Origin of the sequence: Vibrio sp. NC2 (genome assembly GCF_025195005.1) — a bacterium.
Classification (GTDB): domain Bacteria; phylum Pseudomonadota; class Gammaproteobacteria; order Enterobacterales; family Vibrionaceae; genus Vibrio; species Vibrio splendidus.
Genome location: NZ_JANVFC010000003.1, coordinates 340,588 through 353,379 on the forward strand (window position 1 = coordinate 340,588; position 12,792 = coordinate 353,379).

A 12,792-nucleotide genomic window follows, 5' to 3' on the forward strand; every position below is an offset into this window, starting at 1 on the left:
GATTACTTCCTATGCCGCCTGTTTTTCTAATGAGCCAGAAAAGCGCTTCTTGTAGCTGCGTAACATACTCAGGCTGAATATGGCTGTTACGGTTTCCGCGAACAGGATACTCGCCCAAATCCCTTGCTCTGGGAATAGCTTTGGTAAAATCATGATGCCCAAGGCGACGAACACAAAGCCGCGACCAAGAGATATCAGTGTCGCTTGTTTTGGTTTAGCTGTTGCCTGAAACAGGTTGGCGATCACTAAGTTGATGCCCATCAGTGGTACAGCAAAGAAGAAGAACGTCAATGCAGTGGCTGACAGTGCAATCAAATCACTTGAATCACCCAAATAGAGGGCTGCGATTTGAGGCGCAAGCAGGTACACAATAACCATAAACACCAAGCCGCTACCAATGGCACTTTTTAAACCTAAGCGAAAAATCGCTTCGATTCGGTTTGGCTGGTTGGCACCATGATTAAAGCTGATGATTGGCTGGCAGGCTTGAGCGATTCCGACCATCACAAACAAAGCGAATACCCCGATATTTGCCGTTAAGCCATAGGCGATAATATGATTCTCACCAAACTGATGCAGCAACACGTAGTTGAACAGCAAGATTGTCATCGCGGCGGTTACCTCAATAAAGAAGGTCGGTGTACCTATTTTTAGGATGCTTGGCAGTTTGTCCAAACCAATTCCTTTTAGGCTCAGTTCCAAGGTGCCTTGTTTACGTACAAAGTGGCTCAATAGAATACAAGCGATAACACCTTGCGCAATGGCTGTACCGTAGGCTGCCCCTTTCATACCCCAGCCCCACTTTAAGACGAAGAAGTAATCCAACACTAGATTGACCACAGCACCTATCGACATCGCGTAAGTCGCCAGTTTTGGGTTGGTGTCGTTACGAACAAAGCACGACATGACCCAAGCTAACGAGTACAACACAAAGAATGGCAGCATTACAGCCAGGTAATCGTGAGTCAGTTCAGCCATGTATCCAGAAGCGCCCATTAACGCAATCATGTCGTCTAGAAAATACAGAGCAATGCTGACTGAAATGGTGCTAAGCACTGCGGTACTGAGCATTGATTGACTAAAGAGGGTTTGACCCGACGCTGAATTGCCTTTACCAACTTCGATAGACATAAGCGCTGCGCCGCCAATGCCAACCATCATCGCGATAGCGGTAAATATTGAGAAAGCAGGGATGGTCAAAGCGATAGCACCAAGCCCATCAGGGCCAACACCACGTCCGACGAACCATGCGTCTCCCATGATGAAGAGAGACTTGATCACCATGCCAGTTAGCGCTGGCCAAAGGTACTGATAAAAGGATTTAGATATAGGATCGGTTTTAAGGTTGATGGCCATTCGAGAGTGCTCCCAACAAGTTGGATGTAACCAAAGTGGATGAATTAAAGAGGGAGCATTATCCGAACTTAACTGGGCTCTAAAAAGGGATGATCTGCGTGTTATGTTGCACTATCTGCACATCGAGTTCGAAACTCTGCAGGCGACTCATTCATCTGGCCACGGTAAAAACGGCTGAAATAGGCGGGGTCTTCGAAGCCAAGTTCAAAGGCGATGGTTTTAATTGTCTTGGTCGAAAAAATCAATTCTCGGTTCGCTTCCAAGATGATTCGATCGTGGATCAATTGGGTGACCGTCTTACCTCGTTCAGCCTTCACGATCTCATTGATGCGTTTGTTAGTTATCGATAGCGCTTGCGCATAAAACTCACAATGTTTGTGGGTAGTGTAGTGTTGCTCAATCAAATCGACCACTTGGTTTACTCGGCTGTCGCGCACTTCGCCTTTCAATGATGATTGGCTGGCGAAACGTAATATGTAGCGCAAAAAGCTATTCATGAGGGACTCTACCAAATCCCAGTCGCTCTCTTCTCGTGCACACTCCTCTTTAATCATAGTGAAAATAGGCAGTAGGTAGCGGTTGCCTTCTTCACTGCAATCTAAGTAGGGAGGACGACTTTGATGCATGGCAAAAACGGTGTCGACCAGCTGTGTGTTGCGATGGTTGGTTTTGACAAAGCCCGGCGTAAACACCAGTAAACGAGCGCTTTCTCCCACTAGTTCAGATCGGTGAACCTGACCCGGAGCAATGGTAAAAATACGGCCGACCTTGTTGTCATAGTCTACAAAATCAATGCTCTGACTGCCTAAGCTATCTACGCACCACACCAACTCCCAGTATTCATGTCTGTGCGGTTCTAAGAATGCGTCGTCGCTGTTAGTCAGTTCCTCAACCCTACAAGGTTGACCTTTAATCAGACGCATGTGTTTGATGGGAGTTCTCATGACATTCCTTGGTTGAAGACAGATGGTGCAGTTAAGACTAGAGTCGGTTGTTCTCAGCGTTTCTAATGTAGTCGATTGCGACTTTTAAGTCATTCGCTTGCCATTATCAATGAGTGATGGGCAGTGAAAGAATGGGCGCGGTGAAATAGATAGGAGTGTGAGAGGGGAGTGAGTTAAAACTTAGATTTGAGTCGCTAAATAGAACCCTAGAAGCGCATTGCGGGCTTCTAGGGTTAATTCATAGAACTTAGTTGCTACTTACTGTTTTCAAAGAAGAGCGCAGCTTGAAGATTCCCTTTGGTGCCTTGGTCAGCAAAATGCCACAAAGTAGAGGGAGCATCATAAGTAGAGACTGTTCAGATAGAACCTCACCATTGATGTAGCAAGAGATCAGCATCGCAACCACTGGGAAGATTAGGAAGCAGATAGACGCTTGGAACGGCGTCGAAACCTGTCCTAATTTGAAGTAAGCCACAATGCCGCCAACACTCGCCACAAAACCTAGGTATACGACAGCTGAGATTGAATCCCAAGTGAAGGATTCAACATTAACTCTTTCACCCATCGCTGAAACTGCGAACAAAAATAGAGAAGCAATTAAGCTCGGAACGGCGTTGTAGGTAAGTACTTCGATTCCTTTGCAGTGCTTTTGAACTAAAACATACATCACTGCGTGAATGGCAACAGCAAGGCCTAAGCAAACCGTGCCAATAAGGTAGTCATCACCACCCATTTGCATTTCATTGCCAAGGATTAAACATAGGCTCACAACAGCTGTGACCAAACCAAAGATTTGATGTTTCGCCAATCGTAGACCTAAGAATAAACCCGACATCAGCATGACAGCGACTGGCATGTTGGCGAAGATGATCGACGCTAGACCAGAAGAGATGTATTGCTCACCATAGATCATCAAAGTGAACGGAATAGCAAAATACATCAGTGCCACAATAAGCAGCCATTGACGTTTACCTTTAGGGAAAAGCAAAGGTTGGTTGAAGACTTTTGCTAATACCGCAAGCAGAGGTGCTGCAAGTAAAAAGCGTAACGCAGTGGCAAAAATAGGTGGGATAGAATGCAATGCCACTTCCATAGCGAACCAAGTGGTTCCCCAAATTAAGCAAACAGAGACAAAAAGCAAGATAGTTAGCGACTTCGAATTCATGGTGACTACTCATTAATAATTATTTTAAATCATAGGCTTGTGGCGCCTTAATGACGTGGCACAGTATAGAAAGGTAGTCGGAGAAAAGTTTTGCCTTTTTATCTCTAATTTGAGTTTATTGTGGAAATTAAATCTCTAATGTAGTTTTTTGAAGAAAATTATTTTATTTTAGATAACTTAAGCAAAGTCATTATTCTTTGTGAGGTTTAATGTTGGTCGATAAATCGTCAGTTTAGCGACGTATGGCAATTTGGTTGAAAGATATTAAGAATAAGATTCAGCGTGTTGTTTTAGGTGTTCAATAAAGGCGCGAATTCTGGCTGGCACCTGTAACCCATAATTATGTACGACATAGAAAGAGGCTTTAAGAACTTGATCTTTGGGCAAGATGTTTACCAATGTCCCTTTTTTCAGCTCTTCTTCAATTGCTTGTTTAGGTAAACAGGCAATCCCCAACCCATTTAAGGCCATCATGCGGATGGTCGGAACGCTATCTCCGATTCGACTTGCCCTGAATTGATACGTGCTTACTTTGCCCTTATTAATTTCAAAGCTTCTTTGGCTGTTTATTCCTTCCCACTGATTGGCAATGTAGTCATATTGGGAGAGGTCACTTGGCATGATTGGCTGCGGTATTTGCGCCTTAGTAAGATAATCAGGGTGACAGCACAGTACCTGATGAAGCTCTCCGAGCTTAATTGCACGAGACGTTGAATCAGGAAGAGCCCCAACAGTGACCGACAGGTCTATGTATCTCTCGATAAGATCTACGCGCATATCGTTGGCCAATAGTTGAGGCTCGATACGAGGGTGGCTTTTCATAAACTCACACATTGCAGGTCCAATAAGATGTGTCATCAATGTGTGTGGGGATGTGATGGTGATAGTGCCTGCAAAATCAGAACAGGACTCGCGCACTTCTTCTTCCGCAAGCGACATTAATTTTCGCATTTCTAAGCATCGTTGATAAAAACGTTGTCCAGCGTCGGTTAAGGATTGGCGACGTGTTGTTCGAGTGAGTAATTTCACACCAAGGTGTTGCTCAAGCCCTTGTAAGTGATGGCTAACGACAGACTTTGAGAGATCTAGCTTATCAGCTGCTTTCGTTATGGAGCCCGATTCTACAATTTGGGCGAACACTTGCATGCGATGCAATTCGTTTTTCATGGTGGTTTATTGTCTTATTAAATCGAACTATGTTTCAAATATTACTGTATTTATCTATTTTAACAAACAAGTAAGATTCTCCTCGTACCTTAACAAAATAAGAAAACGGAGAGAATGATGACTATTTTAGTGCAATTTACCTTGAGCCATACTGAAGATAAAACGGCAGAGATCGGTGAGTTTTTTAACGAAATATTGCCAGATACTCGTACTTTTAACGGCAACCTTTCTGCGGAGCTTTTTCAAAAAGATTTGGCAGAAAATTCCTTGGTTTTATGTGAAGAATGGGAAAGTACCGCTCACTTTAATGAATACATTGCTTGGCGCAAAGATATTGGTGATTTTGACCGTTTAGGCGCGATGCTTACGGATATGCCAATTATCACCGTCATGTCAAAAATCGTCACAGCCTCTGAGGGGTAATGATGAATAAGATATGGAGCCCTTCTTCAGTACCCGCTCCAGCCGCTAATTATCATCAATGTGCGTTGATCCCCGCAGGTTCAACGCGGTTGCACATCGCTGGGCAACTAGGGATTGATCGCGAAGGGATGGTGGCTGAAGGTGCGGAACAACAGATTGTACTGGCTTGGAAAAATCTGAGAGGTGTGCTTCAGGCAAACCAAATGGATATCGAAGATTTAATCAGTGTAAGGCTGTACTTAGTTGACCGGAATGATATGCCTGACTATCAAGCCGCAAAGCAGCGATTGCCTTTCGATGTTGGTGGTCTCCCAACGACATTACTGTTTGTACAAGGGCTCTTTGACGAGCGATGGAAAGTTGAAATTGAGGCCGAAGCGGCGAAACTGATTTAAGTCGATCGCTGTATGCTCAATTGATATGAAAGACATGCTATGAAGCAAAAAGCCCCTTTATTTAATCAGACTATAAAGGGGTGAGAGCTACCACACGAAACGGTAAACTAAAAACGAAGGTTGAAGCCTAGCTCAACGCTACCATCAGAACGAAATACGTCTCCCGGACTAACGCGCTTTTGACCGAATGTATATTTCACATACGGTTCCACCCATTTGGGTTTCAGCGTAAAAGTAACGTCTTGGCTGTTGTAATAGCCTTTTGAACCCGTTAATTGGCGGTCATGACTGAATGAATAAGAAAAGTTCATAAACTGTGTGGGAGAGTAACTGGTACCAACCGTGTTCTTCCATTCCCTATCTGTCATATCTATGAGGGATAAAGAAACATCGCGCCATTCATGCGATGTATTAGCAAAAACCATAATGTTACTCGTGATAGCTGTGCCACCAAATAAGCCTATGTCGTAGATATCGATAAGATCTGCTCGGCCATAACTTACGAAAGCTTCAGTGTAAAAGTTACCTAACATCAAGCCGTAACCAGTCCCTATTTCTAGGTAACCTTCCGAGTCAATTTCTGCACTGATGTTGATTTCTTCAGTTGCTTGAATGACACCAGAGACTGTACCTATCCAGCTGTCTCCGGCTTTGGCTGTTTGAAAACTTAAACTTGGTTCATGATAATTTAATGTTTGTAATTGATGGTCGTTTGCACATACGGTAAGGGGCATCAATAAAGTGAATAGTAGTCGTTTCATCGTGTTCTCAACTCTCAAATAAAAAGGAGCCGCTAATAAGCGGCTCCTTTGCTTTTATCTTTATTATTTTTTATTAGCTACGACTAGCGCGGTCTTTTACTGCTTGTTTAATTTGCTGACGTTGCTCTTGAGAAAGAGATTGAAGGTTACTTTTTAAGTCATCGATTGTGTCTTGTGTGATAGTTTTCGCACCTTCAATTTGTACTAAACCTAAAGCGTTCTTCCTTCCTTGGACAATTGTTATGCCATGCTCAGTTTTAATTAGAGAGTACGTTAGGCCATAGTTAAGTTCTTTGCTTTTTAGAGTACCTACGGTCTCTCCTTCAGGGTTTTTGATAACTACACCTGTGGTTTCTTCAGTTATACGGTACCCAGAGTCACCCTTAATCATTTCATTCTCGACAATAATATGGCCACGATTATTAATTGTTATATCTATTGATTCACCAATGTTTGCGTGATCAATAATGCCATCGCGAATTGGTTGAGAAGGGTCTAATTCAATTGGATGCGTTGGTGTTCCTTCAATAGGATGTTCAATCGGTTTGCGGGTTAATGCAGCGAAAAGGCGTCCATCGTCATTACGGAACGTAATTTCTGCGCCATTTTCTAAGCTTACAACAAAACCGAGCTCTTGCATTTCAGCGTGAGCGATAACTTCGCCATCCATATTAGTGATTGTTCCATCAGCATTGAGCACAGCTCCGCTATCTGAACTTGGGTGGTATAAAACACCATCTTTTAAAATCAGTGTCTCACCGTTGTCCAAAGTAATGATAGTTGTGCCTAAAACGTCATCTATATCACCGTAAGTAGGCGCGGAATCAGGGCCTTCGTGTTCATGACCGTGGCCAAAAACAGTAGCGATTAAACGGCCGTCTTCATGGCGAATAATAATTTCTTCACCGCGAGGAGTATTGAATGTTAAATGTGTAATTTGACCATCAGTACGATGAGTTTCTACCGTGATCCCAGTGCTTTCACCAGACATCGTTAGCACTTCACCATCTACGATTTTGTGAGTTGGTTTAGCATCTGAACCGTTGATGTTGAGGTAATAAGCATCATCTCCTTGGATGACCCACATGTAGTTACCGTTGTCACCTTCGATAAGCGCTACAGGCATTCCAAGGTCGTCTACAATCATGTAATTAGCAAAGAATTCATTGCCAGCAGAAGGTCCCCATTCGTCATCACCAAATTCTGGGTCTAACACTGAGCCTTCGATGATCAATCGGCCATTTTCAACAGCTAATGTATATGATTTGTCGTTGATATAAACGGTCGCAACACCATTATCTGTAACCACAGTGCCAACGATGTCGCCATTCGCGTTGACCACAACATCGCCTTGAATTGTGAATATTTCACCGTTTACTGTTACTACAGCGTTGCCTTTACCATCTCCAACAACCACAGCATTGTTACCTTCATCGCCAGTAATATAAGCAGTATGTAGCTCTTCGTTGTAAATAACATCAGCAACGCCAACCTGTGGTTCAGGGCTTGTACCGTTATCGCTGCTACCAGAAGAAGAACAGCCAGCAAGGAATGTCGCCGCGATAGCAGTACTTAGTAGTTTTAGTTTCATGGTTTACTCTCAAATAATTGTTAGGAACAAAGTTTGCTTCTTGCAGTGTTATGTGGCGTTCCTAGCCGATGAGAGAAGTATATGGACTGAACAAAAAAGCCTCTAATCTCTTAAGAGAATAGAGGCCTTAACGATGAGTTATTAATGAAACAGAGTAAAGAGGGTGATAACTACTGGTTATTATTGAGTTGTGATTCAAGTATTTTCCTCAACCACAGCGTCATTGGGCTATTTCGGTTTTTGTGATGATAGTACGCACAAACCGTTGGTTCGTAATAACTACTATCAAACAGCAACTTGATGGCTCTTAATGAGGTTTCTTGTTCAATATCTAGGAATTTAGATGCTGGGAATAACATGTCTGAGTTTTTGACGACATCAATAACTGCAGACGGTAATTCTGAACGAAAACCAATGTTTGCTTTCAACCCTTTTACTTTGAGTATTTTCTCCGCTTGTGACTGGTGTGAATTCCAATCAACCGCAATGACTGAAGCTAATTCAAAATTTACTCCGTCTTTAATTTCTAAAAATTCTTTTTCGTATGGGTGATCTTTCCTGACATACCCTTTGAAAGTATCTTGCGCAATAGGCTTTTGTAGTAGTTCTTTAGGGGCATGGTTAATCTCGTAGTTCAACCCTATGTAAACTTCATCATTAATAATGTCGGTCATGGTTGTGCCTGACCAATTCAATAGCTGAATTTGTACTAATGGCGCTTCAGAACGAATGGCTTTAAAGAGCTTACTTGAAAGAGACGACAGCAAATATGGGGATAACGCGACTTTGACCACTCCTTGTAGTTCGGCGGGATTAAAATCATTGCTGTTATTAATAGCGAAAGAAAGTTCATCAAGTATTGGTGAAATGCTTTCCGCTAGCATAGTCGCGTGATCAGTTGCACGTAATCCGTGGTGCGTTTTTACAAATAGCTCATCGTCGAAATGATCGCGCAATCTTTGTAGAGCTTTACTGATCGCCGGTTGAGATACGAACAAACGTTCGGATGCTTTGCGCATATTCCGCTCTTGATGAAGGATCATAAAAGTTCGCAGTAGATTTAAATCTAAGCTAGAAAACAAGTCTTTTGCCATATTGAGCACCTTATTATTAGTTATTTAACTATAAGGTTGGGTCGGTACGAGAACAAATACATATTTTATATAGGTGTGATGCCTGTAAAGAAAAACCCGCACTTGGCGGGTTTATAAGTAATAATCTAAATCTTCTACTGCGTAACAGGCTTAACTTGTTTGGGCTGTCTTACTGCCAGAATAAGTTGCGGTAGTAGTGACATCACGATCATGCCTGTCATCAGTGAATACTGCACTGGAGTAAAGGATTCACCCATCAACACCATCCCCGTAACGATGCCAGCCACTGGGTTAGCGATGCCACCGAAGGTGAAATCGACCACTGACATACGTTGTAGCAGCCACACATACATGCCATAACCCAGAGCTGTGTTTAGTCCAATCACCCACAATAGCCCCATAGCATTACGAGAATCGAAATGAGTGACAGCGTTAACATAAGGCTGCGGGTCGATGAACGCATGAACGCCAGACGCGACAGATAAAATCGTACCACCCAAAATCAGTTGCCACGTTAATACCTTCCACCAGTGCATGCGATTACCCAGTGATTTTGTAATGCTGCTGCCGATGACAATACACATGATTGCGGCGAACATTGCGCCTAAACCGATTGGATTCAAAGCGATTTGGCTTGGGTTAAACAGTATCCACGCTAAGGTGATCAAGCCAATACCAGACAGGGCTTGAATCAAATGCGGGCGCTGCTTTTTCACTACCCAATGGAAGATCATCGCGAACACAGGCACAGAGATCATACCCACGCCAGAAATCGCTGAAGGCAGCGTTAGTGCCATCACGAAGATCAGGCCAAAGAAGGTCGCAATATTGATAAGGCCCAATGTGAAAATGATCTGCCACTCGCCTTTTTTAGGCAGTGTCGGCTTTACTGCTAGCAATAACAAACCAGCAGGTAACGCACGCAAAGCACCTAATAATAATGGTGGCCACTCCTGTAGCGTAAATTGCGTCACTGCATAGGTTGTTCCCCAAAAGAACGCGGGGATCATTGCTAATAATATGTTCATTTAAAATATCTTTACGTTAAGATAACTATTGGGTGAACTGTATACTGAGAACTAGTGGTTGTAAAGTATCTTTATGTTAAACTAGTTTGAATTAAACAAGACTAATCACGGAGCTAGATTGCAAATGGATGCTATCGACCGCGTTGTAGAGCAATGGGCAAAGGAAAAGCCCGAATTAGAAACTGAGCCTATGGCAATGATGGGCCGGATTATGCGTATTGCCAAGTATATGGAGACGCAGGTTGCCGAGCTTCATAAAAAATACGACATGAAACTCGGTGAGTTTGATGTGCTAGCCACGTTGCGACGTTCTGGAAAGCCTTATCGACTCACTCCCTCTGAGCTGATAGGTTCGATGATGCTGACATCCGGCGCGATGACCAATCGCCTTGATAAGCTAGAAGCTAAAGGGCTGATCAGTCGTGAGCACAGCAAAGAAGACAGACGCAGCGTGAGTGTGCAGTTAACCAAAGATGGTTTGATTTTGATTGACCAAATGATGACTGAGCATGTTGAAACACAGAAGAAGCTGGTGAAATCTCTGTCTGCGAGCCAGAAGAAAAATACTAACCAGCTGCTGAAAACATGGTTGAGTGCTTACGAGTAATTGACTGGCTGGAGCGGCTTGCTGAATTTATTGAACTGAGCTAACTTAATCTGATTTGAAAACCGAAGTGATGAGCTTCGGTTTTTTTGTGTCTGCAATTTGGTATCGAGCTATTTAGTGTCGGTTAATTTGGGAACGGCACTGAGCCAGAAAACCCAACAAGTTCCATCGATGTAATTCAATATTTTAGGACATCTTATTTAAGACTTCCCGTTATCAATAGAGAGTCCCCATCCGTATATTTCTCGTATTCCCACAATACAGAGATGACCGAAATGAAACTTAAAATAGCCCTTAGCGTAGCACTACTCGCAACCTCATTTGCATCCCATGCAGAGTTGAAAATGTCGATCAATGAACAAACTAACGGCGTCGTCGTCACGGTTTATAAAGATGGAAAACGCGTCCCTAATGCGCAGGTGACCACTAATATTCGCGGGCAACAAGTGACAGAAACATCAGACAGAGGACGAGCCTTTTTCTATAAGGGAAATATCCCGAGGGTGTACCGATTTGAAGCAACCACACCTCAAGGGGAGAGTGTCCAACAAAGTCGATTCATCGGACGAGATAAATAGATTTTCGGAGTGTCAGGATAGGATCGAGCTAGTGAGTTTGAGCCGACGCTCTCCAGCATTGTTCTAACTTTTTCAAAGCGAGTGTTTTCGCTTTCCCCATGTTACCTATTTGCCACGCGAGCACGATATCAACGGTTCTTGCGTGGCCAATTTCCACTAAACTTCCAGCTTCTAACTCGGCGGTTATAAGCTGTTTAGGCAGAGTGCCTATACCCAAGTTCCGTTGAATTGCCGTTAACTTACTGCTCATTGAACTGACCGTACTGGTTTTTTGGTTCAGTAAGATGTTTTTGGTAATTTTAGGCGCAGACTTAGCGGTATCGGCCACTGCGATGATCGTGTGTTTACGTCGTGTGGTTTCATTGAGCGGATTTGGTTCGTTTAAAATGGAGGCATTTTTCGCGGCCACCCAGATCATTTCTACACGGCCGATAGTTTTACTGTTCACGGTATTCGGTAGTTCGATATTGGGCATCGATGAGATAAGAATATCCGCTTTTCCTGAGATTAATGCTTCCCAGCCCCCCGACAAAATATCCTCTTGAACATACAGCTGCGTGCTGCATTCTGTTGCCATGTCGGCGATTAACGATAACGCAATGTCTTGCCCGATAATGCCGTCATAGGAAACAAACAGTTCGCTTTCCCAACCACTTGAGAAACGTTGTATTTGGTTTATAAGTTCATCGGATCCCGCTAGTAACTGGCGACCATTTTCCACCAACATTTGCCCTACCTGAGTAAATACGGCTCTGTGTCCTGAACGATCTAAGATCAAGATGCCGAGTTCGTCTTCCAACTTTTGAATCTGATAACTCAATGCAGAAACGGATCGATTGAGGTGCGCAGAGGCTGACGAGTAAGTCCCTTCACGTTGTAGAACATCCAATATTTGTAAAGTATCGAGCGGTAGTGTTTTCTTCAGAGTCTTCATAAAATCAATAAAAATGGGGCAAGTGTTTCAATGAATTTAAGGCAATGGTAACAGCATTGAGGTTGTTCAATCTTCGGATTTAGTCAGTAATTTGTATGCGAGTATGTCTACTAAAATTTCAAACAAGTTGTTCTATTTTTCTCGTTATCATCTTAATGCTAAGTCGAATAACCTATCGGCAATGAAACTTATCAAGGCTTAGAACTATGAACACTAGATTGAACGACACACTGACTTTTTTCGCTCGTATTTTATTGGCTTACTTGTTTATTCAAGCGGGTTGGGGAAAGCTATTTAGCTATGAAGGAACGGCGGGATACATGGCTTCTCAAGGAGTCAGTGCTCACTTGTTGCCTTTGGTTATCTTGCTTGAACTCGGTGGTGGACTTGCGATTCTAGCTGGATTTATGACTCGCTTTACAGCGTTCTCGATTGCATTTTTCTCTTTGGTTTCCGGTGTTATGTTTCACTTCGACCCAAGTTCGTCGGGTCAAATGATTCACTTCTACAAAAATGTCTCTGTTGCTGGTGGGTATCTGGCGTTAGCGGTACTTGGCGCGGGATCGTTTAGTGTTGATTACTGGCTGTCTAACAAGTTGAAGGAAGAGGCTAAATGGACGCGCTTAATGGTTCTTGTACGTTAGCGTTCTTTGTCTAATCACACGTTATTCGTTAGTGTTGTTGGCGCAACTTATGAATAAAAAAACCGAAGCCTAATCGCTTCGGTTTTTTGTTCCTGTCTAAGAACT

General features: G+C 43.2%; 14 protein-coding genes. 5 read left to right on the top strand and 9 right to left on the bottom strand.

Annotated elements, in window-relative coordinates; translation table 11 throughout:
* Window positions 1-9: 9 nt before the first annotated feature.
* The 4 genes from NX845_RS06870 to NX845_RS06885 form a co-directional block, all read right to left on the bottom strand.
* Window positions 10-1,356, bottom strand: coding sequence for an MATE family efflux transporter (locus NX845_RS06870; RefSeq protein WP_004732825.1), 1,347 nt, complete (start codon window positions 1,354-1,356; stop codon window positions 10-12).
* 101 nt (window positions 1,357-1,457) lie between these two features.
* Window positions 1,458-2,300, bottom strand: coding sequence for a helix-turn-helix domain-containing protein (locus NX845_RS06875; RefSeq protein WP_017096162.1), 843 nt, complete (start codon window positions 2,298-2,300; stop codon window positions 1,458-1,460).
* Window positions 2,301-2,547: 247 nt separating this feature from the next.
* A complete protein-coding gene (locus tag NX845_RS06880; protein WP_260256704.1) occupies window positions 2,548-3,465 on the bottom strand; it encodes a DMT family transporter in 918 nt (305 codons plus the stop codon).
* A gap of 264 nt (window positions 3,466-3,729) precedes the next feature.
* A complete protein-coding gene (locus NX845_RS06885; RefSeq protein ID WP_260256705.1) occupies window positions 3,730-4,632 on the bottom strand; it encodes a LysR family transcriptional regulator in 903 nt (300 codons plus the stop codon).
* 114 nt (window positions 4,633-4,746) lie between these two features.
* Between NX845_RS06885 and NX845_RS06890 the strand changes: the two genes are divergently transcribed.
* Together NX845_RS06890 and NX845_RS06895 are read left to right on the top strand one after the other, a co-directional pair.
* Window positions 4,747-5,055, top strand: coding sequence for an antibiotic biosynthesis monooxygenase family protein (locus NX845_RS06890; protein WP_229648673.1), 309 nt, complete (start codon window positions 4,747-4,749; stop codon window positions 5,053-5,055).
* Window positions 5,055-5,450, top strand: a complete 396-nt coding sequence (locus NX845_RS06895) for a RidA family protein (RefSeq protein WP_260256706.1) — start codon at window positions 5,055-5,057, stop codon at window positions 5,448-5,450. Before NX845_RS06890 ends, NX845_RS06895 begins: the two co-directional genes overlap by 1 nt.
* A 107-nt stretch (window positions 5,451-5,557) precedes the next feature.
* On the opposite strand, the gene NX845_RS06900 is transcribed toward NX845_RS06895, so the two are convergent.
* From NX845_RS06900 to NX845_RS06915, 4 genes are all read right to left on the bottom strand, one after another.
* Window positions 5,558-6,211 carry a hypothetical protein gene (locus tag NX845_RS06900; protein WP_108214185.1) on the bottom strand — a complete coding sequence of 218 codons (654 nt, stop codon included), beginning with the start codon at window positions 6,209-6,211 and terminating at the stop codon, window positions 5,558-5,560.
* Window positions 6,212-6,284: 73 nt separating this feature from the next.
* A complete protein-coding gene (locus tag NX845_RS06905; RefSeq protein WP_260256707.1) occupies window positions 6,285-7,802 on the bottom strand; it encodes a hypothetical protein in 1,518 nt (505 codons plus the stop codon).
* 170 nt (window positions 7,803-7,972) lie between these two features.
* On the bottom strand, window positions 7,973-8,896 hold the full coding sequence (locus tag NX845_RS06910; protein WP_017075262.1) for a LysR family transcriptional regulator: 924 nt from the start codon (window positions 8,894-8,896) through the stop codon (window positions 7,973-7,975).
* 134 nt (window positions 8,897-9,030) lie between these two features.
* Window positions 9,031-9,924 carry a DMT family transporter gene (locus NX845_RS06915; RefSeq protein ID WP_108156347.1) on the bottom strand — a complete coding sequence of 298 codons (894 nt, stop codon included), beginning with the start codon at window positions 9,922-9,924 and terminating at the stop codon, window positions 9,031-9,033.
* 124 nt (window positions 9,925-10,048) lie between these two features.
* Between NX845_RS06915 and NX845_RS06920 the strand changes: the two genes are divergently transcribed.
* Window positions 10,049-10,531, top strand: coding sequence for a MarR family winged helix-turn-helix transcriptional regulator (locus NX845_RS06920; RefSeq protein WP_010432677.1), 483 nt, complete (start codon window positions 10,049-10,051; stop codon window positions 10,529-10,531).
* Window positions 10,532-10,806: 275 nt separating this feature from the next.
* The gene (locus NX845_RS06925; RefSeq protein ID WP_108150135.1) at window positions 10,807-11,109 is read left to right on the top strand and encodes a hypothetical protein; all 303 of its coding nucleotides are present in this window, start codon (window positions 10,807-10,809) and stop codon (window positions 11,107-11,109) included.
* A 28-nt stretch (window positions 11,110-11,137) separates the two neighbouring features.
* Here the strand turns inward: NX845_RS06925 and NX845_RS06930 are convergent, their stop codons facing one another.
* Window positions 11,138-12,043: a LysR family transcriptional regulator gene (locus tag NX845_RS06930; RefSeq protein ID WP_260256708.1), complete on the bottom strand. Its 906-nt coding sequence runs from the start codon at window positions 12,041-12,043 to the stop codon at window positions 11,138-11,140.
* 206 nt (window positions 12,044-12,249) lie between these two features.
* Between NX845_RS06930 and NX845_RS06935 the strand changes: the two genes are divergently transcribed.
* On the top strand, window positions 12,250-12,687 hold the full coding sequence (locus NX845_RS06935; protein ID WP_260256709.1) for a DoxX family protein: 438 nt from the start codon (window positions 12,250-12,252) through the stop codon (window positions 12,685-12,687).
* Window positions 12,688-12,792: the final 105 nt, after the last annotated feature.